The 23,512-nt window shown below is 72.7% G+C and carries 19 protein-coding genes and 1 tRNA gene; all 20 read left to right on the top strand.

The genetic code is table 11. The features are described from left to right. Nucleotides 1–68: 68 nt before the first annotated feature. On the top strand, nucleotides 69–1,247 hold the full coding sequence (gene steA, locus ACN265_RS19910) for a putative cytokinetic ring protein SteA (protein ID WP_204928602.1): 1,179 nt from the start codon (nucleotides 69–71) through the stop codon (nucleotides 1,245–1,247). A gap of 27 nt (nucleotides 1,248–1,274) precedes the next feature. Continuing rightward, nucleotides 1,275–2,210, top strand: coding sequence for a copper transporter (locus ACN265_RS19905; RefSeq protein WP_204928601.1), 936 nt, complete (start codon nucleotides 1,275–1,277; stop codon nucleotides 2,208–2,210). Nucleotides 2,211–2,268: 58 nt separating this feature from the next. Continuing rightward, the gene (locus ACN265_RS19900; protein ID WP_421408931.1) at nucleotides 2,269–3,135 is read left to right on the top strand and encodes a hypothetical protein; all 867 of its coding nucleotides are present in this window, start codon (nucleotides 2,269–2,271) and stop codon (nucleotides 3,133–3,135) included. Between the two features lies 1 nt (nucleotide 3,136). After that, the gene (gene murJ, locus ACN265_RS19895) at nucleotides 3,137–4,807 is read left to right on the top strand and encodes a murein biosynthesis integral membrane protein MurJ (protein WP_421408930.1); all 1,671 of its coding nucleotides are present in this window, start codon (nucleotides 3,137–3,139) and stop codon (nucleotides 4,805–4,807) included. Next, nucleotides 4,804–5,979: a glycosyltransferase family 4 protein gene (locus ACN265_RS19890; protein ID WP_421408929.1), complete on the top strand. Its 1,176-nt coding sequence runs from the start codon at nucleotides 4,804–4,806 to the stop codon at nucleotides 5,977–5,979. Before murJ ends, ACN265_RS19890 begins: the two co-directional genes overlap by 4 nt. After that, a complete protein-coding gene (locus ACN265_RS19885; protein WP_421408928.1) occupies nucleotides 5,979–8,366 on the top strand; it encodes a hypothetical protein in 2,388 nt (795 codons plus the stop codon). The genes ACN265_RS19890 and ACN265_RS19885 overlap by 1 nt, the downstream gene beginning before the upstream one ends. A 125-nt stretch (nucleotides 8,367–8,491) precedes the next feature. Further along, nucleotides 8,492–10,273: a CTP synthase gene (locus ACN265_RS19880; RefSeq protein WP_421408927.1), complete on the top strand. Its 1,782-nt coding sequence runs from the start codon at nucleotides 8,492–8,494 to the stop codon at nucleotides 10,271–10,273. Continuing rightward, nucleotides 10,270–10,875 carry an NUDIX hydrolase gene (locus ACN265_RS19875; RefSeq protein WP_363655953.1) on the top strand — a complete coding sequence of 202 codons (606 nt, stop codon included), beginning with the start codon at nucleotides 10,270–10,272 and terminating at the stop codon, nucleotides 10,873–10,875. Before ACN265_RS19880 ends, ACN265_RS19875 begins: the two co-directional genes overlap by 4 nt. A 341-nt stretch (nucleotides 10,876–11,216) precedes the next feature. After that, a complete protein-coding gene (gene ald / locus ACN265_RS19870; RefSeq protein WP_204928594.1) occupies nucleotides 11,217–12,332 on the top strand; it encodes an alanine dehydrogenase in 1,116 nt (371 codons plus the stop codon). Nucleotides 12,333–12,400: 68 nt separating this feature from the next. Next, nucleotides 12,401–13,408 carry a site-specific tyrosine recombinase XerD gene (locus ACN265_RS19865; RefSeq protein WP_421408926.1) on the top strand — a complete coding sequence of 336 codons (1,008 nt, stop codon included), beginning with the start codon at nucleotides 12,401–12,403 and terminating at the stop codon, nucleotides 13,406–13,408. A 171-nt stretch (nucleotides 13,409–13,579) separates the two neighbouring features. Next, the gene (locus ACN265_RS19860) at nucleotides 13,580–14,503 is read left to right on the top strand and encodes a ParA family protein (protein WP_067315071.1); all 924 of its coding nucleotides are present in this window, start codon (nucleotides 13,580–13,582) and stop codon (nucleotides 14,501–14,503) included. Between the two features lie 65 nt (nucleotides 14,504–14,568). Further along, nucleotides 14,569–15,663: a segregation/condensation protein A gene (locus ACN265_RS19855; protein ID WP_421408925.1), complete on the top strand. Its 1,095-nt coding sequence runs from the start codon at nucleotides 14,569–14,571 to the stop codon at nucleotides 15,661–15,663. Continuing rightward, entirely contained in the window at nucleotides 15,663–16,709 is a 1,047-nt protein-coding gene (gene scpB, locus ACN265_RS19850) for an SMC-Scp complex subunit ScpB (protein WP_421408924.1), read from the top strand. Before ACN265_RS19855 ends, scpB begins: the two co-directional genes overlap by 1 nt. Then, on the top strand, nucleotides 16,696–17,466 hold the full coding sequence (locus ACN265_RS19845) for a pseudouridine synthase (RefSeq protein ID WP_357927168.1): 771 nt from the start codon (nucleotides 16,696–16,698) through the stop codon (nucleotides 17,464–17,466). The genes scpB and ACN265_RS19845 overlap by 14 nt, the downstream gene beginning before the upstream one ends. Before the next feature lie 183 nt (nucleotides 17,467–17,649). Next, a complete protein-coding gene (gene cmk, locus ACN265_RS19840; protein ID WP_204928589.1) occupies nucleotides 17,650–18,330 on the top strand; it encodes a (d)CMP kinase in 681 nt (226 codons plus the stop codon). After that, nucleotides 18,327–19,724, top strand: a complete 1,398-nt coding sequence (der, locus tag ACN265_RS19835; protein WP_204928588.1) for a ribosome biogenesis GTPase Der — start codon at nucleotides 18,327–18,329, stop codon at nucleotides 19,722–19,724. Before cmk ends, der begins: the two co-directional genes overlap by 4 nt. A gap of 173 nt (nucleotides 19,725–19,897) precedes the next feature. Beyond that, nucleotides 19,898–19,971: transfer RNA gene (locus ACN265_RS19830), tRNA-Pro, on the top strand. A 320-nt stretch (nucleotides 19,972–20,291) separates the two neighbouring features. Then, nucleotides 20,292–20,969, top strand: a complete 678-nt coding sequence (locus ACN265_RS19825) for a hypothetical protein (protein WP_421408923.1) — start codon at nucleotides 20,292–20,294, stop codon at nucleotides 20,967–20,969. Between the two features lie 340 nt (nucleotides 20,970–21,309). After that, entirely contained in the window at nucleotides 21,310–21,531 is a 222-nt protein-coding gene (locus tag ACN265_RS19820) for a hypothetical protein (protein ID WP_421408922.1), read from the top strand. Between the two features lie 590 nt (nucleotides 21,532–22,121). Next, nucleotides 22,122–23,504 (top strand): ricin-type beta-trefoil lectin domain protein, encoded by a 1,383-nt coding sequence (locus tag ACN265_RS19815; RefSeq protein ID WP_421408921.1) that lies wholly within the window; start codon nucleotides 22,122–22,124, stop codon nucleotides 23,502–23,504. The last annotated feature ends 8 nt before the right edge of the window (nucleotides 23,505–23,512 follow it).

Here is a 23,512-nt window from a genome sequence, read left to right as displayed (position 1 = left end):
CTGGGTAGGCGGCCCTGCTCAGGCATGTCGCGACGAAAATGCCTGCCTCCCATGCCAGGATGGTCACGATGCGTCTACCCACGTTGCGCCGGGCCCGGAACGCGGAACCGGACTCAGTTCTCGGCACCGCACGTCTGGATCGCCGTACCAAGCGGCTGGTCGGCCGGCTCCGCCCCGGTGACATCGCGGTGATCGATCATGTCGATCTGGACCGGGTGGCGGCCGATTCGCTGGTCGCGGTCGGTGTCGCGGCGGTGCTCAACGCCAAGCCGTCGGTGTCGGGCCGGTATCCGAACCTCGGTCCGGAGGTGCTGATCGGTGCCGGAATCGTGTTGCTGGACGATCTCGGCGAGGGGGTGTTCGAGCGGATCCGGGAGGGTGACACCGTCCGGATCGAGGGCAACACCGTCTTCCTGGGCGATGAGCCGGTCGCGCACGGTGACCTCCAGGATGCCGAGTCGGTCGCCAAGGCGATGTCCGACGCCCGGGAGGGTCTGTCGGTGCAGTTGGAGGCGTTCGCCGCCAACACGATGGACTACCTGCGTCAGGAGCGGGACCTGCTGCTCGACGGGGTGGGTGTTCCTGAGATCCAGACCCCGGTGCAGGGGCGGCACTGTCTGATCGTGGTCCGGGGTTACGACTACAAGGCCGACCTGGACGTGTTGCGCCCGTACATCCGGGAGTTCAAGCCGGTGTTGATCGGCGTGGACGGCGGGGCGGACGCGCTGGTCGAGGCGGGGTACACCCCCGACATGATCATCGGGGACATGGATTCGGTCACCGACGACGTGTTGCGGTGCGGCGCCGAGGTGATCGTGCACGCCTACCCGGACGGCCGGGCGCCGGGTCTGGCCCGGGTCAACGGGCTCGGGGTGCCGGCGATCACCTTCCCGGCCGCCGCGACCAGCGAGGACCTGGCGATGCTGCTGGCCGACGAGAAGGGTGCCTCGCTGCTGGTCGCGGTGGGCACCCACGCCACGCTCGTGGAGTTCCTGGACAAGGGGCGTGGGGGGATGGCCTCGACGTTCCTCACCCGGTTGAAGGTCGGTGGGAAGCTGGTGGACGCCAAGGGGGTGAGCCGGCTGTACCGGCAGAGCATCTCCGGGTCGTCGCTGCTGCTGCTGGTCCTGTCGGCGATCGCCGCGATGGCGTCGGCCGTGGCGGTCTCCACCGTCGGCAAGGCGTATTTGGGTGTGGTCTCCGAGTGGTGGGACAATTTCGTGTTCCAGCTCGGCCAGCTCTTCTAGCTCCCGACCGATCAAGAGGCTGCAAGCGTGATCAACTTCCGGTACCACGTGGTGTCCCTGACCGCGGTCTTCCTGGCGTTGGCGATCGGCCTGGTGGTCGGTACGGCCGCCCTCAACGGGCCGGTCGCCGACTCGCTCAAGGAGACCGTCAACTCGCTGCGCAAGGACAACCAGCAGATGCGGCAGTCGGTCAACAGTCTCCAGAAGGAACTGGACATGGAGGAGGACTTCGCCGCCGAGATGGCGCTGATCATCCTCCCGGGCAAGTTGACCGGCAAGCGGGTCATGGTGCTCAGCCTGCCGACCGGGCGGGAGCACACCGAGGGTGTGCTGAAGATGCTCCAGACCGCCGGGGCCACCGTCACCGGTCGGGTCGACATCCAGGACAAGTTCGTCAACCCGGACAACAACACCGGCCTGATGGAGTTGGCCGTCACCGCCGCCCGGCCCACCGCGCCGGCCTCCGCGTTGCCCGGCAACGGCAACGGGGTGGAGACCTCCAGCGCCCTGCTGGCCAGCGTCCTGCTCGACCGGCCGCAGGGCACCCCGCCGGTGACCGACGCCGACCGGCGGGCGGTGCTGGCCGCGTACGTCAACGCCGGCTACCTGACCAGTGAGGAGAAGGTCACCGGCCCGGCCGAGGCCGTGGTGGTGGTCAGCGGGCAGCCGTACGTCGACAAGGACTCGGCGAAGAAGGACGAGTCGGTGGTGAAGATCGCCGAGCAGTTCGACCGGACCGGCGCGATCGTCGTCGGCGGTAACGGTTCCGCCGGCGGCAACCTGGTGGCCGTGGTCCGGGGCGACCCGGTGCTCGCCCAGACCATCTCCACCGTCGACAACGCCAACACCGTGCAGGGGCAGCTGGTCACCAGCCTGGCCCTGGTGCAACAGCTCACCGAGAAGCGTACGGGTCAGTACGGCGTCGGCGACAACGCCACGTTGGTGCCTAGACTGCCCCAGTGAACGAACCACGTACCCCGGTGACCGGTTACCACCCGTCCGCGCCGTCCGGCGGTGCCGCATGAGCGGGATCGGGCGGCTGCTCGCCGCCGCCGCCGGTGCCGCCGCCGCCCGGTACGCGCTGCGGGAGGCCCGTACCTCCCCGGCGGGGCCGGCGCTGGAACGCACCAACTTCCGGGGCCGTACCGTCAGCCTCGCCGCCGGGCCGGCGCTGGCCGTCGGTGCGTCCGGCGCGGGCGCGCTCGGCGCGGCCAGCGTCCCGGCCGGCGCGGCGGTGCTCGTCGCCGGTCTCGGCTCCGGCGCGGTGGGCCTCTACGACGACGTGGTGGGTGCCCGCCCGGAGCAGAAGGCCGCCAAGGGTTTCGCCGGTCACCTCGCCGCCCTGCGGGCCGGCCGGATCACCGCCGGCATGGTCAAGGTCGCCGGGGTGGGTGCGGCCGGGCTCGCCGCGGCCGTGCTGCTCGCCGCCGATCCGAAGGTCGCCGCGCACCCCCGCCGGCAGCGCCACGGTGCACTCGGCCGCACCGTCGACGTGCTGCTCGGTGCGGGCGTGGTCGCCGGCACCGCCAACCTGCTCAACCTGCTGGACCTGCGTCCCGGTCGGGCGTTGAAGTCCGGGGTGCTGCTCGGTGTGCCGCTGGCCGGTGGCCCGCACGCCGGTATCGCCGCCGGTGCGGTCGGTGCCGCCGCCGGGCTGCTCGACGAGGACCTCGGTGAGCGGGTGATGATCGGCGACAGCGGGGCCAACGCGCTCGGCGCGCTGCTCGGGGTGGCCCTGGCCGCCCGCACCGGCCCGCTCGGCCGGGCCGGTCTGCTCGCGGTCCTCGCGGGTCTCACCGCGGCCAGTGAGAAGGTCAGCTTCACGGCGGTCATCCAGCGCACCCCGGTGCTGCGGGAACTCGACGCGCTGGGCCGGCGATCCGACTGACGTGACCAGACCGGCCCCCCTCGCCGGCACCGGTCGGGTGGCCGGCGCCGCCGCCCTGATCGCCGTGCTCACCGTCCTGGCCCGGCTCGCCGGGTTCGGCCGGACCGCCGTGTTCACCTGGGTCGTCGAGGACAGCGACCTCGGTGGCATGTACGTCATCGCCAACACCGTTCCCAACATCATCTTCGAGATCGTCGCCGGTGGGGCGCTGGCCAGTCTCGTCGTACCGCTGCTGGCCGGGCCGGTCGCGGCCGGTGACCGGCGGGCGGTGGCCGCGACCACCGGGGCGCTGCTGACCTGGACGGTGACCCTGCTGGTGCCGCTGGCGGCGCTGGTGGCGGTGTTCGCCGACCCGGTCGTGGCGGCGATCTCCGACGGGCGGTCCCCGGCGGAACTGGCCGCCGGGGCGCGGATGCTGCGGGTGTTCGCCCCGCAACTGCCGCTCTACGGCATCGGGATCGTGCTCACCGGGGTGCTCCAGGCACACCGCCGGTTCGCCTGGCCGGTCGTCGCGCCGCTGCTGTCCAGCCTCACCGTCGTGGTGGTCTACCTGGTCTTCGGCGTCACCCAGGGGCGGGACGCGAGCATCGCGCAGGTCAGCCGGGGCGGTGAGCTGATCCTCTCCGGCGGCACCACCCTCGGGGTGGTGGTGCTGTCGCTGTCGCTGCTGATCCCGCTGCGTCGCCTCGGGCTGACCTGGCGGCCCGGCTACGCGTTCCCCGCCGACGCGCGGGCCCGCGTCGGTGGGCTCGCCGTCGCCGGGGCGGTCACCGTCACCGCCCAACAACTCGCCCTGGTGGTCATCCTCAACCGGGTCTCCGGTGGCCCGACCGGCTCCCCGCAGGTGTACAACCTGGCCCAGACCGTCTACCTGCTGCCCTGGGCGGTGCTGGCGGTGCCGCTGGCGGTCGCCGCGTACCCGGGCCTGTCGGCCGCCGCCGCGTCCGGCGACGAGCAGGGCTACCGCGCCACCGTCGCCTCGACCACCCGGGGGGTGCTGCTGTTCGGTTTCCTCGGCGCGGCGGCGCTGATCGGCACCGCCGAACCGGTCGGCCGGTTCTTCCCGCTCGGCGCGGAGCCGACCGCCGCCGCGATCGCCGGGTTCGCCCCCGGCCTGGTCGGCTACGGCCTGTTCGCGGTGCTGTCCCGGGCCCTCTACGCCCGGGGCGCCACCCGGGCCGCCACCGCCGCCATCACCACCGGCTGGCTGGTGGTGCCGCTGGTCGCGCTGCCGCTTGCGGCGCTGCTGCCGCGCGCCGACCGGGTGCTGGCCGTCACCCTGGCCAACTCCGTCGGCATGCTGCTGCTCGGGGCGCTGCTGGTCGTCGCCGTACGCCGCAGCGCCGGGCCGGCGGCGCTGGCCGGTGCCGGCCGGGCCGCCACCGCCGGCCTGCTGGCGGCGCTGGTCGCCGCCCCGGCCGGTGGGCTCACCGCCCGGCTGGCCGCCGGCGGCGGCACCCCGACGACAGCCGGGGCACTCGTGCAGGGCATGCTGTCCGGGGCCGTGGTCGGCGTGCTGTTCCTCGCCGTCGCCTGGCTGGTGGACCGGCGGGACGTCGGGCCGCTGCTCACCGGCGTGCGACGTCGGCTGGGCGGCCGGCGAGCGGCGGGTGACCCGCAGGACGGCGTTGTGCGCGACGCCGGTGACGGGAAGGAGACCCTCTCCCCATGACCGACGCGACGTCCGCCCCCGACGCCCGGGGCACGGTGGTGCTGCTGCTCGCCTCCAGCACCGGCGGGGTGGGCCAGCACGTCCGGTCGGTGGCGCGCGGGCTCGTCGAGGCCGGCCAACCGGTGCTGGTCTGCGGCCCGGCCGCCACCGCCGAACAGTTCGACTTCACCGCCACCGGGGCCCGCTTCACCCCGGTGGAGATCTCGGCCAACCCGACGCCCGCCGACGCCCGCGCGGTCACCGCGCTGCGTCGGGCGCTGGCCGGTGAGCCCGTGCGGGTGGTGCACGCCCACGGGCTGCGCGCCGGGCTGGTCGCCGCGCTCGCCCGGCCCGCAGCGCCGCTCGTGGTCACCTGGCACAACGCGGTGCTCGCCGGCGGGCTGCGCGGGCGGCTGTCCCGGCTCGCCGAGCGGGTCGTCGCCCGGTCCGCCCGGGTCGCCCTGGGCGCCTCCACCGACCTGGTGCAGCGGGCCGCCGCGTTGGGCGCCACCGACGCCCGGCTCGCCCCGGTCGCCGCCCCGGCCCTGCCCGCCCCGCGTCGCCGCCGCACCGCCGTACGTGCCGAGTTCGGTGTCGCCGCCGGGCAGCCGCTGGTGCTCTCCGTCGGCCGGCTGCACCCGCAGAAACGCTACGACGTGCTCGTCGACGCCGCCGCCCGGTGGCGTACCCGCACCCCGCCGCCGGTGGTGGTGATCGCCGGCAGTGGCCCCGCCTACCTGCCGTTGGCCGCCCGGATCTCCGCCGCCCGCGCCCCGGTGACGCTGCTCGGGCACCGTAACGACGTGGCGGACCTGCTCGCCGGGGCCGACCTGGCGGTGGTGACCAGCGACTGGGAGGCCCGGCAGTTGTTCGCCCAGGAGGCGCTGCGTGCCGGCGTACCGCTGGTGGCGACCGCCGTCGGTGGGCTGCCCGAGCTGGTCGGCGACGGTGCGCTGCTGGTGCCGCCCGGCGACGTCGACGCGGTCGACGCGGCCGTCCGGTCGCTGCTGGAGGACCCGAGTCTGCGCGGCGACCTGGCGAAGCGGGGCGCCACCCGGGCCGCCACCTGGCCCACCGAGGCCGACACCGTCGCCGCGCTGCGTGCCCTCTACACCGAGCTGGACGCCGACCCGGCCGGCCGCGCCGGGGCGTCCGCCCCCGGCACCGACACCCCCTCGACGGGACGCGCCTGATGCTGCGCCGATTCACCCCGGTCCTGCTCACCCTGGTCGTGGTGGCGCTCGGGGTCACCGCCCTGGCCGCCCGCCCCGACAGCAGCCCACCCCGGCGCAGCGCCGACTACGTGGTGCTGGCCGGGGTGGCGGGGCTGCGCTGGTCGGATGTCGACCCGCAGAGCACCCCGACGCTGTGGCGGATGGCCCAGCAGGGTTCCATCGGTTCGCTGTCGACCCGTTCCGCGCACCGCCCGACGTGCCCGGTGGACGGCTGGCTCACCCTCGGCGCGGGCAGCTACGCCGGCTGGAACGGCAGCCGTCAGCCGGGCGGGTGCCCGCCGGCGGCGGTGACCGTCGAGCAGCCCGACGGGATCGGCGCGAACCTGCCCGACCAGGAGCGGGTGGTCGCCTACAACGCCGACCGGCAGCCGTGGGGCACGGTGCCCGGTTCGCTGTCGGAGTCGGTGCGCTGCTCGGTGGCGGTCGGCCCCGGTGCCGCCGTCGCCGCCGCCCGGCCCTTCGGCCGCGTCGACAGGTACGCCCCGGCGCTGCCGGCCGACCCGGCCGGGCTGCTCGGTTCGTGTGTGCTGAGCATCGTCGACCTGGGCACGGTCAGCGGCACCGACCCGGCCGACCGGCGGGCCGACGCCCGGCGGGCCGACGAGGCGTTGGCGAAGGTGCTCGCGGCCCGACCGCAACGGTCGCTGGTGCTGGTCGCCGGGGTGTCCGACACGGAGGCGCCGGCCCGGCTGCACGTGGTCGTCGCCGACGGCCCGGGGTGGGAGAACGGCTGGCTGACCTCCGCCAGCACCGGCCGCGAGGGCTACCTGCAACTGGTCGACCTGGCGCCGACGGCGTTGACGGCGCTGGGCCGGCCGCTGCCCGAGCGGCTGTTCCTGGGCCGCCCGGCGGTGAAGGTCGACGGTCGCCCGGACGACCTGGCCAGTGCCATCGCCGCGCCGGCCGACGCCGACCGGGAGGCCGCCGCCCAGCGGGCCGTGGCCGGCTGGTTCTTCGGGCTGCTCGCCGCCGCCCAGATCATCCTCGCTGTCGCGGTGCTGCCGTTGCTGCGTCGGGCGCGGCGGCTGGCCGGCCCGCACAGCCCGCCACCGGTGTCGCCGCGGATCGTGGCGGCCGTGGAGTTGCTGCTGATCGCGGCCGCGTTGGCGGTGCCCGCGGCGTTGCTCGCCGACGCGGTGCCGTGGTGGCGGGGCGACCACGCGGGGGCGTACTTCGCGGTGGTGACGGTCGCGTTGATCGTCGGCGCGACGGCCCTGGTTCGGTTCACCCCGGGCCACGACCGCACCCTCGGCCCGCTCGGCGCGGTCGCCGGCCTGGCCACCCTGGTGGTCGGCGCGGACGTGCTCAGCGGGGCCCGGTTGCAGCTCAACGGGGTGGTGGGCTACTCGGCACTGGAGGGGGGCCGGTTCTCCGGTCTCGGCACCGTGGGTCTGGGGGTGTTCCTCGCCGGTTCGCTGCTCAGCGCCGGCTGGCTGGCGCAGCGGGTCCGCCGGCAGTGGCGGCCGATGGTGGTGGTGGCGGTCGGCGGGCTGGCCGTGGTGGTGGTCGGCAGCCCCTACCTGGGGGCCGACTCGATCGGGGCGATCGCGTTGACCGCCGGGGTGGCGGTGGCCGCCGCGATCAGCACGGGTGGCTGGCTGACGGTCAGCCGGCTGGTCTGGGCGACCATGGCGGGGTTGGCGTTGACCATCGGGTTCGCGGTGGTGGACCTGCGGCGGCCGGTGGAGGAGCGGGGGGCGTTGGGTCGGTTCCTGACCGCCCTGGGTGAGGGCACCGGCGGGTTGACCGTGCACCGGTCCAGCACGGCCAACTTCCAGACGCTGGTGAACAGTCCGTTGACGGTGCTGGCGGTGGTCGGTGTGCTGCTGGTGTGGTTCGCGCTGCTGCAACCCTGGGGTGGGTTGATGCGGCTGTTCGGCATCTACCCGGCGATCCGGGCGGCGTTGGCCGGCACGGCTCTGGCCGCGGTGATCGCCGGGCTGCTCGGTGGTGCCGCGCTGGATGTGGCCGGGGCGGCCGCGGCGCTGGTGGTGCCGATGGCGGCGCTGGCCTCGCTGCGGGTGCTGGACCACTCCACCGACCGTACCCAGCCGGGCGCCGGGCATCCGCGTCCGGACGGCCCGTCCGGTGGCCCGCCCGGCGGGAGCCCCACCGGCGGCCGACCCGACGACGACGGTGGGGCGGCCCACGCGGGCGACGGCACCGGCACCGCGGCGGTGGCGTCCGACGACGGCGGGACGCACGGGCCGGTCGACGGCGGTGCCGGCGACCCGGACGCCGGGGCCCGGCCGGCGGGCCGCAGCGCACCGCGGGTGCCGGTGGCGCGGACCGCCGCGCCGGGGGTGTCGGCCGCGACCGGCCCGACCGGCGGCGGGACCGGATAGCCCGAGGTCGGGTGCGACGCCAGGTGGCCCCGGGGGAGGTGTTACCGTGGAATCCCGTGGATCGCGTGATCACTTGATCGGCACGGCGGTTCGCACGACCGCTACGGACGACACGGGAGCAGGCCTTGGCCCCTTCAGCACGCACGACCCGGCACATCTTCGTCACCGGGGGCGTCGCCTCCTCGCTCGGTAAGGGCCTCACCGCCTCCAGCCTCGGCAATCTGCTCACCGCACGCGGACTGCGGGTGGTCATGCAGAAGCTCGACCCCTACCTCAACGTCGACCCCGGGACGATGAACCCGTTCCAGCACGGCGAGGTGTTCATCACCGAGGACGGCGCGGAGACCGACCTCGACGTCGGGCACTACGAGCGGTTCCTCGACCGGGACCTCTCCGGCAAGGCCAACGTCACCACCGGCCAGATCTACTCCGACGTGATCGCCAAGGAGCGGCGCGGCGAGTACCTGGGCGACACCGTCCAGGTCATCCCGCACATCACCAACGAGATCAAGGCGCGGATCGTCGGCATGGCCGACCCGGACGCCGACGGCCAGATCCCCGACGTGGTGATCACCGAGGTCGGCGGCACCGTCGGTGACATCGAGTCGCTGCCGTTCCTGGAGGCGATCCGGCAGGTGCGCCACGACCTGGGCCGGGACAACTGTTTCTACCTGCACGTGTCGCTGGTGCCCTATCTCGCCCCGTCGGGGGAGCTGAAGACCAAGCCGACCCAGCACTCGGTGGCGCAGCTGCGCAACATCGGCATCCAGCCCGACGCGATCGTGCTGCGCTGCGACCGGGAGATCCCGGAGAAGCTGAAGCAGAAGCTGTCGCTCTACTGCGACGTGGACGCCGAGGCGGTCGTCGCCGCCCCGGACGCGCCGAGCATCTACGACATCCCCAAGGTGCTGCACCGCGAGGGGCTCGACGCGTACGTGGTGCGCCGGCTCGGCCTGTCCTTCCGTGACGTCGACTGGACCCGCTGGGACGACCTGCTGGAGCGGGTGCACCAGCCGCACCACACGGTCACCGTGGCGGTCGTCGGCAAGTACGTCGACCTGCCGGATGCGTACCTGTCGGTCAGTGAGGCGATCCGGGCCGCCGGGTTCGGCCACCGGGCCCGGGTGCAGCTGCGCTGGGTGCCCAGCGACGACTGCGTCACCCCGGCCGGCGCGGCGTCGGCGCTGTCCGGCGTGGACGGCATCGTCATCCCCGGCGGGTTCGGTGTCCGCGGTATCGAGGGCAAGATCGGCACCGCCCGGTATGCCCGGGAGAACGGGGTGCCGCTGCTCGGGCTCTGCCTCGGCCTGCAGTGCATGACCATCGAGGTGGCCCGGCACCTGGCCGGCCTCGACGCGGCGAACTCCCTGGAGTTCGACGAGGACGCCAAGCACCCGGTCATCGCCACCATGGCCGACCAGGAGGACATCGTCGCCGGCCGGGGTGACCTCGGCGGCACCATGCGGCTGGGGGCGTACCCGGCGACGCTGGCCGAGGGGTCGATCGTGGCGGAGGCGTACGGGGCCACCGAGATCAGCGAGCGGCACCGGCACCGCTACGAGGTGAACAACGCCTACCGGGACCAGCTCACCAAGGCGGGCCTGCACATCTCCGGTACCTCCCCGGACGGCCGGCTGGTCGAGTTCGTCGAGTTGGACCGCAGTCTGCACCCGTTCTTCGTGGCCACCCAGGCACACCCGGAGCTGAAGAGCCGCCCGACCCGTCCGCATCCGCTGTTCGCCGGGTTCGTCAAGGCCACCGTGGCGTACTCGCAGGCCGACCAGTTGCCGGTGGACCTCGACCCGGCCCCCGGGGCGGCGACGCCCGAGACGACGAGGAAGACGCAGGCGGCGGCGAAGAACGCGGCCCGCAACGGTGCCCCGGCGACGGCGTCGTCCGCGTCGTGAGCGCCGTCGAGCACCGCTACGAGCTGCTGTCGCGGGTGCAGCGCTACGCCGGGCGGATCTTCACCGTGGTCACCGACGAGGTGACCATGCCCGGTGGGGGCACCGCCACCCGCGACTACGCCCGGCACGTCGGCGCGGTCGCCGTGGTCGCCCTCGACGACGCCGGTCAGGTGGTGCTGGTGCGGCAGTACCGGCAGCCGGTCGGGCGGCACCTGTGGGAGCTGCCCGCCGGGTTGATGGACGTCGCCGGGGAGGACCTGCCGGTGGCCGCCGCCCGGGAGTTGGCCGAGGAGGCCGACCTGACCGCCGCCCGGTGGGACCTGCTGGTCGACGTGCACACCTCGCCGGGTTTCTCCGACGAGGTGGTCCGGGTGTTCCTCGCCCGCGAGCTGGCCGAGGTGCCCGTCGGGCAGCGGCACGAGCGGCACGACGAGGAGGCCGACCTGCAGGTCGTCCGGATCGACCTGGACGAGGCGGTCGGTATGGCGTTGGCCGGGGAGATCACCAACGGTCCGTGCGTGGCCGGGCTGCTGGCCGCCGCGCGGGCCCGCGACGCCGGCTGGTCGGTGCTGCGCCGCGCCGACACCCCGCTGCACCGCTGAATCCGTCCGCCGACAGGGGCCGTCGCGGTTCGCCGCGCGGCCCCTGCGTCGTGCGCCCACCCCGGCCGGCCCGCTGTGTCACGACGTCGTTGCGGGAGCGTTTCCCGTGCGGCGGTCGGGGCCGCGCGGTGCGACGATGGGTGTGACGCCGAACGGCTGGCCTGCGCGGTATGCCTGACACACCGTCAGGCGCATCGGGCACCGGTTGTCACTGTGCCGCCCGTCGGGGGTCGGCGGCACGCCTAGACTGCCGCCGGCGGCAACGGTGGACCGCGTCGGCAACGGAGCCGGCGGGGCACCGCGCAGTCCGGGGTGCGGCACCCCGGAGGAAGGTGTCTCACGTGAAGGTCGGAATCCCCCGCGAGGTCAAGAACCACGAGTACCGCGTGGCGATCACGCCGGCGGGCGTCAACGAGTTCGTCCGCCACGGTCACCAGGTCTTCGTCGAGGCCGGCGCCGGTGTCGGGTCCAGCCTCACCGACGACGAGTTCGCCGCCGCCGGGGCCACCATCCTCGGCACCGCCGACGAGGTGTGGGACACCGCCGAGCTGGTGCTGAAGGTGAAGGAACCGATCGCCGAGGAGTACCACCGGATGCGCGCCGGGCAGGTGCTCTTCACCTACCTGCACCTGGCCGCGTCCAAGGAGTGCACCGACGCGCTGGTCGACCGGAGGGTCACCGGCATCGCCTACGAGACCGTCGAACTGCCCGACCGGTCGCTGCCGCTGCTCGCCCCGATGTCCGAGGTGGCCGGCCGGCTCGCCCCGCAGGTCGGCGCGTACCACCTGCAGCGGCAGGGCGGCGGGCGGGGCATCCTGATGGGTGGCGTGTCCGGGGTGTACGCGGCGAAGACCGTCGTCATCGGCGCGGGCGTGTCCGGGATGAACGCCGCCGCGATCGCGTTGGGCCTGCAGGCCGAGGTGCTGCTGCTGGACAAGAACGTGGCCCGGCTGCGGCAGGCCGACGCCATCTACCGGGGCCACCTGCAGACGGTCGCCTCCAACGCGTACGAGATCGAACGGGCGGTGCTCGACGCCGACCTGGTCATCGGCGCGGTCCTCGTCCCGGGCGCGAAGGCCCCGACGTTGATCTCCAACGAGTTGGTGTCCCGGATGAAGCCGGGCAGTGTGCTGGTCGACATCTCCATCGACCAGGGTGGCTGCTTCGAGGACTCCCGCCCCACCACCCACGCCGAGCCGACCTACCAGGTGCACGACTCGATCTTCTACTGCGTGGCGAACATGCCCGGCGCGGTGCCGCACACCAGCACCTACGCGCTGACCAACGTCACCCTGCCGTACGCGCTGGAGCTTGCCAACCAGGGCTGGCGCGACGCGTTGCGCCACGACCCGGCCCTGGCGCTGGGCCTGAACACCCACGACGGTCAGGTCGTCTACGGCCCGGTCGCCGAGGCGCACGGCATGGCCACCCTCCCGCTGGACGAGGTGCTGGCCTGACCGGGCCGACGACGCACGCCCCGGCATCCGACGTCGTGCCCCGCGCGGCAGCAGACGAGGTGCCGGGGGTGGCAGGTGACGGGGTCGGGGCGGGCGGGGAGCCCGCGCCGGCCCTACGGCGGGTCGTGCGCGGCTACCTCGACCACCTCACCGTCGAGCGGGGACTGTCGACGAACACCCTCACCTCGTACCGGCGGGACCTGGACCGGTACCTGGACACCCTGGCCGCCGCCGGGGTGCGCGACCTGGCCGCCGTCGACGCCCGGCAGGTCGAGGCGCACCTGGCCCGGCTGCGCGCCGGCGACGACGACCATCCGCCGCTGGCGGTGACGTCGGCCGCGCGGGCCGCGTCCGCCGTGCGCGGGCTGCACCGGTTCGCCGTGCGTGAGGGCCTGACCGGCGACGACCCCAGCCGCGACGTGCGCCCACCCACCCCGGCCCGCCGGCTGCCCCGGGCGCTGCCGGTCGACGACGTGGTCCGGCTGTTGGAGACCGCCGGCCCGGTCACCGCCACCGGCGACGGGGCGGCCCTCGCCCTGCGCGACCGGGCGCTGCTGGAGTTCCTGTACGGCACCGGCGCGCGGATCTCCGAGGCGGTCGGTGCCGCCGTCGACGACCTGGACGTCGACGAGGGCACCGCCCTGCTGCGCGGCAAGGGCGGCCGGACCCGGCTGGTGCCGGTCGGCGGGTACGCCGTCGACGCGCTGCGCGCCTACCTGGTGCGGGCCCGGCCGGCGCTGGTGGCCGCCGGGCGGGGCACCCCGACGGTGTTCGTCAACGCCCGGGGCGGGCCGCTGACCCGGCAGGGGGCGTGGACGGTGCTGCGGCGGGCCGCCCGCCGGGCCGGACTGCCGGTGGACGGGCCGCACGCCGTCTCCCCGCACACCCTGCGCCACTGCTACGCCACCCACCTGCTCGACGGCGGCGCGGACGTGCGGGTGGTGCAGGAGTTGCTCGGCCACGCCTCGGTCACCACCACCCAGGTGTACACGTTGGTCACCGTGGACCGGCTCCGCGAGGTCTACGCGACCAGCCACCCCCGCGCCCGCGACGCGGACCCCCCGCCGGCCCGCTGACCGGCCGCTATGCCCGACACGCCGGACCGGTGCCGAACGTGCTGGTCGCCGGTGGCGTAGAGTCGGCATCGGCGCGGACCTCCTGGGCGACAACCGGGGTGCGCAGCGGCGCCGCGAAGGACGTCGGACAGCTCCGACGCCGGGTGGTCGTCGGGAGGGGGCAACGAGGACATGGCTGGCAACGGTGACCGTGCCGACGCCTGGACGTCGGAGCTCCGTGAGCAGCAGGCGTCGCTCGGCGCCGACCTGGGCCCGGCCGATCCGGCCGCCTACACGATGCGCAAGCCGATCCCCGAGCCGATGCCCACCGACCGGCACGGCCCGGCGCGGATCATCGCGATGGCCAACCAGAAGGGTGGCGTGGGTAAGACCACCACCACCATCAACCTGGGCGCGGCCCTGGCCGAGTACGGCCGCAAGGTGCTGCTCGTCGACTTCGACCCGCAGGGCGCCCTGTCGGTGGGCCTCGGGGTCAACCCGCACAACCTCGACCTGTCGGTCTACAACCTGCTCATGCAGGACGACGTCATGGCCGAGGACGTCCTGATCAAGACGGACGTGGCCGGCCTGCACATCCTGCCCGCCAACATCGACCTGTCGGCCGCCGAGATACAGCTGGTCAACGAGGTCGCCCGGGAGATGGCCCTGGCCCGGGTGCTGCGCAACGTGCGCAAGGAGTACGACTACATCCTGATCGACTGCCAGCCCTCGCTGGGTCTGCTGGCGATCAACGCGCTGACCGTCGCGCACGGGGTGCTCATCCCCCTGGAGTGCGAGTTCTTCAGCCTGCGCGGGGTGGCGCTGCTGCTGGACACCATCGACAAGGTGCGCGAGCGGCTCAACTTCGACCTGGAACTCGAGGGCATCCTCGCCACCATGTACGACAGCCGCACCACCCACTGCCGGCAGGTGCTGCAACGGGTGGTCGAGGCGTTCGGCGACAAGGTCTACCAGACCGTCATCACCAAGACGGTCAAGTTCCCCGAGTCCACGGTGGCCGGTGCGCCGATCACCACCCTCGACCCGGCTTCCTCGGGGGCCCGCAACTACCGGCAGTTGGCCCGTGAGGTGATCGCGGCCCAGGCCGACCGGTAGGTCGGGGTGCACGCCGGGGCGTCCCGGACGCCGACGACGTCCGGGGCGTGGACTACGGTCGTCCGGTGACCGCGCCGCCGCTGGACCCGCCGACGACCCCGCAGCAGCCGCCTGTGCTGGCCGCCGAGGTCGCCGCCGACGTGGCGACCGACCCGGCGGGGGTGCCGCAGGCCGGGCAGAGCGGCGGCTTCACCGTCCGGCTGGCGAACTTCACCGGCCCGTTCGACCTGCTGCTGCAGCTGATCAGCAAACACAAGCTGGACGTCACCGAGGTGGCGTTGCACACCGTCACCGACGAGTTCATCTCCTACCTGCGCGCCATGGGCGACGAGTGGGACCTCGACGAGACCAGCGAGTTCCTGCTCGTCGCCGCCACCCTGCTCGACCTGAAGGCGGCCCGGCTGCTGCCGTCGGCCGAGGTGGAGGACGAGGAGGACCTCGCCCTGCTGGAGGCGCGGGACCTGCTCTTCGCCCGGCTGTTGCAGTACAAGGCGTACAAGGAGGCGGCGGCGCACATCGCCGAACTGGAGGCTGTCGGCGGGCGACGCTACCCGCGGGCGGTCACCCTGGAAGCCCGGTACGCCGAGGCCCTGCCCGACCTGGTGCTCGGCATCGGCCCGGAACGGCTGCGCACGCTCGCCGTGCGGGCGATGACCCCGAAACCGGTGCCCGAGGTGTCCATCGCGCACGTGCACCTCGTCCGGGTCAGTGTCCGGGAACACGCGGCGGTCATCGCCGAGCGGCTACGCCGGGCCGGGGTCGCCACCTTCGCCCTGCTCTGCGCCGACTGCGAGATCACCCTGGAGGTGGTGGCCCGCTTCCTGGCCCTGCTGGAGCTGTACCGGGAGGGGCTGGTCGCGTTCGTCCAGGAGGAGGCCCTGGAGGAGTTGACGGTGCGCTGGACCGGCCCCGCCGACGGCGGCGCCGACCTGCACGTCGACGAGTACGCCGGCAGCCCCGCCGACCCCGACCCGGCCGAGCCCGCCACCGACAGCCCGACCACCGCCACGCCCGCCCTGGTGACTGCCGACCCCGGCACCGCCGCCGACCCGGAGCCCACCGACCCGGTGCACGGTGGGTCGGGGCGTGGCGGGTCGAAGCCGGGTGGGACGGTTGCCGCCGGGCCGGGGGACGAGCCCGCATCGATGCAGGAGAACTGATGAGCGACGAGGAGCGCCGGGACTCGCTGGCCGACCAGGCCGCCGCCTGGATTCCCCCCTGGGAGCGGCCCACCCCCGCGCGCAAGCCGGCTGACACCCCCTCGGAACCCGAGGGCGTGGACGCTCCCGGTGTGCCCGGCACGGACCCGGTTCCCGGGCTGCCCGCGCCGACGGCACCGGCCGACCCGGCGGCAGCCGACCTACCAGTGGCCGACCCGCCAGTGGCCGACCTGGCGGTGGCTGACCCGGTAGTGGCCGACCTGGCGGTGGCCGACGCCGGACCAGCCGATGCCGAAACGGCCGGTTGCGGGCCTGCCGCCAACGGGACACCCGATCCCGTACCGGGCGAGGACATGACCGCAGCCGCCGCGGCCGGTGGGGCGGGTGGCGGCGACGCCGGGCCGGAGGCCGCGGGGGAGCGGGGCGCGGCAGGCGTACCGAAGCGGCAGCCGGCGGGACGACGGCGGGTGCCGGTCGCCCCGCCGCCGGCACCCGAACTCGACGACGCGGAGCTGCGCGGCGCGTTGGAGGCCATCCTGCTGGTGGTCGACGAACCGGTCAGCGAGCTGGTGCTGGCGCAGGTGCTGGAGCAGCCCCCGGAACGGATCGGGCCGGTGCTCGACGATATCGCGGCCGGCTACACCGCCACCGGGCACGGGTTCGAGCTGCGCCGGGCGGCCGGAGGCTGGCGGCTCTACACCCGGCCGGAATACGCGACGTACGTGGAACGGTTCGTGTTGGACGGGCAGTCGGTCCGGTTGACCCAGGCCGCCCTGGAGACACTCGCGGTGGTCGCCTACAAGCAGCCGGTGACCCGGGGTCGGGTGTCGGCCATCCGGGGTGTCAACTGTGACGGGGTGCTCCGTACCCTGGTCTCCCGGGGGTTGGTCGAGGAGTGCGGCGCCGAACCGGACAGTGGGGCGTTTCTCTACCGGACCACCACGATGTTCCTGGAGAAGCTGGGCCTGGACTCGGTCGCCGACCTGCCCCCGCTCGCCCCGTTCCTCCCCGACGACGTAGAAGAGCTTGCCGATGCCACGCGATAGCCGTACCCCCAAGTCCGACGCTCCCGTGTACGAGGGCGCCGAGCGCCTCCAGAAGGTGCTCGCCGCCGCCGGCGTCGGTTCCCGACGTGCCTGCGAGGATCTGATCTTCCGACGTCGGGTGACCGTGAACGGGCGGGTCGCCCAGCTCGGGGACAAGGTCGACCCCACCACCGCCGTGATCCACGTCGACGGGGAACGCCTGCAGGCCGACAACCGCCTGGTGTACGTGGCGATGAACAAGCCGCGCGGGGTGGTCACCACGATGGCCGACGAGAAGGGCCGCAACGAGCTGGCCGAGTTCATCGGCAACCGGGTCGAGCAGCGGGTCTACCACGTCGGGCGGCTCGACGCCGACAGCGAGGGCCTGCTGCTGCTCACCAACGACGGCACCCTGACCCACAAGCTGATGCACCCGTCGTACCAGGTGCTCAAGACCTACCTGGCCGAGGTGGCCGGGCCGATCCCGCGTAACCTCGGCAAGCGGCTGCTGGCCGGTGTGGAGCTGGAGGACGGGCCGGTGAAGGTCGACTCGTTCAAGGTGGTGGACACCCTGGGTAAAACCGCCCAGGTGGAGCTGAGCCTGCACGAGGGACGCAAGCACATCGTCCGGCGGCTGCTGGCCGAGGTCGGGCACCCGGTGTCCCGGCTGGTGCGTACCTCGATCGGGCCGATCAAGCTCGGTGACCTGCGCACCGGGCGGATCCGGCGGCTGACCAACGCGGAGGTCGCCGCCCTGTTCAAGGCCGTGGGTGACTGACCCCGTCTGAGCGGGTAGGTGTGCCGGTAGGCTTCCACGCGGCCTGCGGGCCGGTGGTGGCGTGCGCCGCACCGGCGGCGCGGAGACACCCGCGAGGCGCGGGATGATGGATGACGATGGACGACCGCTCGACGGCGTCGGGACGACCGGCGACCCGAGAGATACGGGCTGAGGAGGACAACGGTGGAGGAAAACGTACGGGCCGGGCGCTGCGTGGTCGCTGTGGACGGGCCGTCCGGTTCGGGTAAGTCCACCGTCTCGCGGCGGCTCGCCGCCGGCCTCGGTGCCCGCTACCTGGACACCGGTGCGATGTACCGGGCGATCACCTGGGCGGTGCTGCGTTCCGGTGTCGACCTGGCCGACGCCGCCGCGGTGGGCAAGGTCGCCGAGGAGGTCGAGCTGCGCATCGGCACCGACCCCCAGGGGTACGGCGTGACCGTCGACGGGGTGAACGTCGACCGGGAGATCCGGGGTCCCGAGGTGACCGGCGCGGTTTCCGCGGTGGCCGCTGTCCCGGCGGTGCGGGCGCTGCTCGTGGCCCGGCAGCGGGAACTGATCACCCACGCCGGTCGGATCGTCGTCGAGGGTCGGGACATCGGTGCCGTGGTGGCCCCCGACGCCGACCTGAAGGTCTACCTGACCGCTTCCGAGGCCGCCCGGGCCCGGCGGCGCAGCGCCGAGGACGCCGTCGACGTCGCGGCGACCGCCGCGGACCTGGCCCGCCGGGACCGGCTCGACTCCACCCGCACGGTCGACCCGCTGCGGCAGTCCGCCGACGCCGTCGAACTGGACACCACCGAGCTGGGCATCGACGAGGTCGTCGACCGGCTGCGTGGGCTGCTCACCGAGCGGGGAGTGGCATGAGCGACGGATGGGTGGAGCTGCGCGAACCGGACGTCGAGGTCGACGAGCCGACCGGTCCGCAGCCGGTGGTGGCCGTGGTGGGCCGCCCCAACGTGGGTAAGTCGACGCTGGTCAACCGGATCATCGGCCGCCGGCAGGCGGTCGTCGAGGACGTCCCCGGGGTGACCCGGGACCGGGTGCCCTACGACGCGCAGTGGAACGGCCGCTCGTTCACCGTGGTGGACACCGGCGGTTGGGAACCGGACGCGAAGGACCGGGCGGCGGCGATCGCCGCGCAGGCCGAGACGGCGGTGCTCACCGCCGACGTGGTGATCTTCGTGGTCGACGCGATGGTCGGCTCGACCGATGTGGACGAGGCTGCGGTGCGGATGCTCCGGCGCAGCGCCAAGCCGGTGATCCTGGTGGCCAACAAGACCGACAACAGCACCATCGAGCTGGAGGCCACCTCGCTGTGGTCGCTGGGGCTCGGCGAGCCGTACCCGATCTCCGCCCTGCACGGCCGGGGATCCGGGGAACTGCTCGACGCCATCCTCGACGCCCTGCCCGAGGCTCCGAAGATCGTCGAGAACCGGCCGCGCGGCCCCCGCCGGGTGGCGCTGGTCGGCCGGCCCAACGTCGGCAAGTCCAGCCTGCTCAACCGGTTCTCCGGTGAGGAACGGGCGGTCGTCGACTCGGTCGCCGGCACCACCGTCGACCCGGTGGACAGCCTCGTCGAGATCGGTGGCGAGACCTGGCAACTGGTCGACACCGCCGGCCTGCGCAAGCGGGTCGGCAAGGCCAGCGGCACCGAGTACTACGCCAGCCTGCGCACCGCCGGGGCGATCGAGGCGGCCGAGGTGGCGGTGGTGCTGCTCGACTCCAGCGAGCCGATCAGCGAGCAGGACCAGCGGATCCTGACCATGGTCGTCGAGGCCGGCCGGGCCCTGGTGATCGCCTTCAACAAGTGGGACCTGGTCGACGCCGACCGCCGGTACTACCTGGACAAGGAGATCGACCGGGAGCTGCGCCGCATCCCCTGGGCGATCCGGCTCAACCTGTCGGCGCAGACCGGCCGGGCCGTCGACAAGCTCGCCCCCGCGCTGCGCAAGGCGCTGGAGAGCTGGGAAACCCGGGTGCCCACCGCGCAACTCAACCAGTGGCTCACCGCCCTGGTGCAGGCCACCCCGCACCCGGTGCGCGGCGGCCGGGCCCCGAAGATCCTCTTCGCCACCCAGGCGGGTGTCTCCCCGCCGCGGTTCGTGCTGTTCACCACCGCCCCCCTGGACGCCGGCTACCAGCGTTTCGTCGAGCGCAAGCTCCGCGAGGAGTTCGGCTTCGAGGGCAGCCCGGTGGAAATCTCGGTACGCCCCCGCAAGAAGCTCGGCCCCGGCGGTCGGGGCAAGGCCCACGGCTGACCGTCACCGCACAAGGGCTGCCGCTCCTCCCGCTGAGGAACGGCAGCCCTTTTCCGAGGATGCTTTAGGGGTGGTGACGGTGCGCACCGGCGCGGCGGGGGGCTGTGCGCGCGGTGCGAAGATCCTGCGCTAAGCTGTACCGGCTGCCGCAGGGGAAACCATGCGGGGAGCATCGGGACGTGGCGCAGCTTGGTAGCGCACTTGACTGGGGGTCAAGGGGTCGTCGGTTCGAATCCGGCCGTCCCGACAGCAGGTCAGAGGGCTGATCCGGAAATCGGGTCGGCCCTTCTCGGCGTTCTGGGGACCAAGATCAGTCAAGTCGGAGCGTGCCTAGCGCTGCTTGACCGTTGGTCAAGCTCCAACGGCTGATACGCGCCGTTGCCTGGGCGTCGCTAGCCGCTTGCCACTGTCGCTCTGCGACCGGCACGCCCATGCCCGACGGCTGGGCGGGACGGTCACGGTCCTGCCCTCGACGATCTGACCTGCGACGGGAAGCCACGTGACGAGCTGCGGTACGCTGCCAGATCAGCTGCCGAGTCTGTGGGGCCGTCCGTCCTGTCAGGAGAGGTGACTGTGCAGTTGCATCGGAACACTACGAAACTGCGCAGGACTTGCCTCGCTTGGGGGCTGTTCGGGGCGCTCGTCTGGTTGGCAGCACGGTGGGCCGGGGCCAACCCTGATCACTTTCATCACAGCAAGGCACCCTTCTACGAAGTTGTTAGCGTTGCTGTAGTCGCCGTTTCCCTTCTCGCGTGGCTGATGCTGCTCTGGCCGTTTCTAATGAAAGTCGATGCGAATGGCCTGACACTTCGGCTGCGGGGAATCACGACCCGGTTGCCTTGGGAATCGGTGGAGTCGCTGACCGTAACGAAGGTGGGGGAGTCGTGGGATGTTCCAAGTATGGAGATTCGTCTGGCTCCGGGGGTGAAGCTCGGGGGGCGGGTGGCTTCCAAGCGAGACGGACGGCGGAGTTACTCGCTGCTCGCCTTGGACAGTTTCACCGTCGCGCCGGAAGAAGTTATTGCGATTCTGCAGCGGTACGGCGGAGGCAGGGTCGACGCACAGGAGTACCTTCAGCACCGGGCGGCGAAGCGGGCCGTTGCGCGATACATGCGCGGCCACGAAGTCCAAGCCGACCCGCATCTGGCCGAATACATGGCAGCACAGCGGAGCGCCGATGCGGAAAAGGGTGAGAAGTTGTCATCGAGTGACGACCAAGATCCGGACCTGCTTACTCCTCCCTGAACCGGTGCTGCGTTCGTCAAGCGTTGTTAGCGCCGGGGGACCAGAAGGGGACCACACGGTGAGCGCAGTGGTGGCCGGCATGTCGTCGATCACACGGTCTGATCGTGGGGATAGCGTGCGTGGACGTGTGGCGAAGCGTCCTGGGGGTCAAGGGGTCGTCGGTTCGAATCAAGTGGGCGCTGAGCGCCGTTCCCGCGTCGGTGATCGCCTGCCGGAATCCGCCGAGGCATCCCGACGCTCTGCTGACGCCGCCGAGCGGCAAGCCGCAGCCGCAGAGCAGGCCCTCGCTCCACCGCCACCACGGGTGGCGTGGCGGATCGACCGTGGGCAAGGTCGCGACGTGTACGTGCTCCGTAACATCGGCGATGCGAGGGCAACCGGTGTCCAGGTCGACCGGAACGGCCTGCCCCAACACACGGAACTCGATCTCGGCGAGGGCGTCGTTATCCCTGGAAAGGGCATCGTCTTCTGGGCGATCCTGACTGCCGGTGACAACGACTTCTCGGATATCGGGCTGACTTGGGACGGCCGGGAGGAACCTGTGGCGGTACCTGTCCCGTGATCTGACTCGCCGCGTACCTGTGGGCCGCGCACCTGCAGTTCCCGTACCCCCGGATCTCGTGGTTCAACGCCGGCGGGGTGCACGAGCAGGCGAGACGATCGACGCGTGGTACTCCGGGAAACGCCTGACCGGTGGTGCTGGGTTCCGCCGTCACTGGTCCGGCACCTCGACCAATGCATTGATGCTCATCGCTTGACGGTCCGGTGGTGCCGACCGTACGGTGTGTCGAATCGGTTCGTCGAGTCTGCGGAGACCTGTCTGAGTATGCCCCCGCGTACGCGGTCTGTCGCCCATCGGCGCCCGCCCCTGCCGCCACGTCCGGCTCGCCCGTCCTCGGCGTGATCGCGGCCGTCCGTGAACGCGGGTCGGGCGCGCCGGTAGCGGCGGTGGGTCGACCGCGGGAGGCCGGTCCTCGCCGTACCGTCCCGGGTCGGTGCCGGCGGATCAGGTACGCCTCCCGGCCCGGCGGGGCCGGGAGCCCTGCCGCCACGACGAGGCGTGGGACGGACAGCCAAACCCGACCAGCCAGGCGAGCCGGCAAACGGGTAGCCGAAAGCCGGGGGCGGGATGTTCATGACAGAAGGAGTTGAATGGTCGTGAAACACAGAGCAGCCCTGGCGTCCGTGGCAGCCGCCGCGCTCGCCCTCACCCTGGCCGCCGGCCTCACCATCAGCGGCGGACTCGCCTCCGCAGCCTCCACCGCCGGTGCTGGTGTGCTGGCCGCGACCGCCGGGTGCGGCAAGGCGCCCACCCTGACCAGCGGTAAGCGTACGATCACCAGCGGCGGACAGAACCGCAGCTACATCCTGCGGATCCCCGACAACTACGACAGCAACCACCCCTACCGGTTGGTCTTCTCCTTCCACTGGGTCGGTGGCACCGCCGAACAGGTCGACAACGGCAGCACCAGCGGCATCGAATGGTCCTACTACGGGCTGCGTGTCGACAAGTACGGCAAGGGCAACACGATCTTCGTCGCCCCCCAGGGCATCAACAACGGCTGGGGAAACTCCAACGGCCAGGACCTCACCTTCGTCGACGACATGGTCAGGCAGATCGAAGGCGGCCTGTGCGTCGACACCACCCAGCTGTTCGCCTCCGGCTTCAGCTACGGCGGTGCCATGACCTACGCCATCGCCTGCGCCCGCGCCACCACCTTCCGCGGCGTCATCGTCTACTCCGGCGGGGTCCTCAGCGGATGCCAGGGCGGCACGGATCCCATCGCCTACTTCGGCATCCACGGACTACGTGACGGCACCCTCCCCATCTCCGGCGGACGGTCGATGCGCGACCGGTTCGTCCAGAACAACGGCTGCACCCGACAGAACCCGCCCGAGCCACCCCAGGGCAGCCTCACCCACATCGTCACCTGGTACACCGGCTGCCGCACCGGCTACCCCGTCGTCTGGGGCGCCTTCGACGGACCACACGCCCCCAACGCCGTCGACGGCTCCGCCGACCCCTACGCACCCGGCGCCAAATCCTGGACCCAGGCGGAGGTGTGGAGATTCATCACCTCACTGAGCCCCGACGGACCCACCACCCCACCGACCACTACGCCACCCACGACGCCGCCGCCGGCAAACGGGCAGCAGATCGTCGGCGCGCAGTCCAACCGCTGCGTGGACGTGCCGAACTCGACCCAGAACAACGGCACCCAGGTGCAGCTCTGGGACTGCGGCACCGCCACGGGTCAGCGCTTCACCTACACGTCGGGCAGGCAACTGCAGGTGTACGGCAGCAAGTGCCTGGACGCGAACGGCGCGGGTACGAGCAACGGCACGACGGTGATCATCTGGGACTGCAACGGCCAGCCGAACCAGCAGTGGAACGTCAACTCCAACGGCACGATCACCGGACAGCAGTCCGGACTGTGCCTCGACGCCAACGGCGCCGGGACGGCCAACGGCACCAAACTGATCCTGTGGTCCTGCAACGGCGGCTCCAACCAGCGATGGAGTCTGCGTAGTTGACCGTCGCC

The organism is Micromonospora sp. WMMD730, from assembly GCF_049178955.1.
Taxonomy (GTDB): domain Bacteria; phylum Actinomycetota; class Actinomycetes; order Mycobacteriales; family Micromonosporaceae; genus Micromonospora; species Micromonospora wenchangensis.
The sequence above is the reverse complement of the archived record's forward strand: the minus strand, read 5'-3'. Positions and strand labels throughout refer to the sequence as shown.

Bases quoted from the DNA above. Each gene is read 5' to 3' on its own strand.
- steA (WP_204928602.1), top strand. From the start codon at position 69: ATGCGTCTACCCACGTTGCGCCGGGCCCGGAACGCGGAACCGGACTCA.
- ACN265_RS19900 (WP_421408931.1), top strand. From the start codon at position 2,269: ATGAGCGGGATCGGGCGGCTGCTCGCCGCCGCCGCCGGTGCCGCCGCC.
- ACN265_RS19890 (WP_421408929.1), top strand. From the start codon at position 4,804: ATGACCGACGCGACGTCCGCCCCCGACGCCCGGGGCACGGTGGTGCTG.
- ACN265_RS19885 (WP_421408928.1), top strand. From the start codon at position 5,979: ATGCTGCGCCGATTCACCCCGGTCCTGCTCACCCTGGTCGTGGTGGCG.
- ACN265_RS19860 (WP_067315071.1), top strand. From the start codon at position 13,580: ATGGCTGGCAACGGTGACCGTGCCGACGCCTGGACGTCGGAGCTCCGT.
- scpB (WP_421408924.1), top strand. From the start codon at position 15,663: ATGAGCGACGAGGAGCGCCGGGACTCGCTGGCCGACCAGGCCGCCGCC.
- ACN265_RS19845 (WP_357927168.1), top strand. From the start codon at position 16,696: ATGCCACGCGATAGCCGTACCCCCAAGTCCGACGCTCCCGTGTACGAG.
- der (WP_204928588.1), top strand. From the start codon at position 18,327: ATGAGCGACGGATGGGTGGAGCTGCGCGAACCGGACGTCGAGGTCGAC.
- ACN265_RS19815 (WP_421408921.1), top strand. From the start codon at position 22,122: ATGGTCGTGAAACACAGAGCAGCCCTGGCGTCCGTGGCAGCCGCCGCG.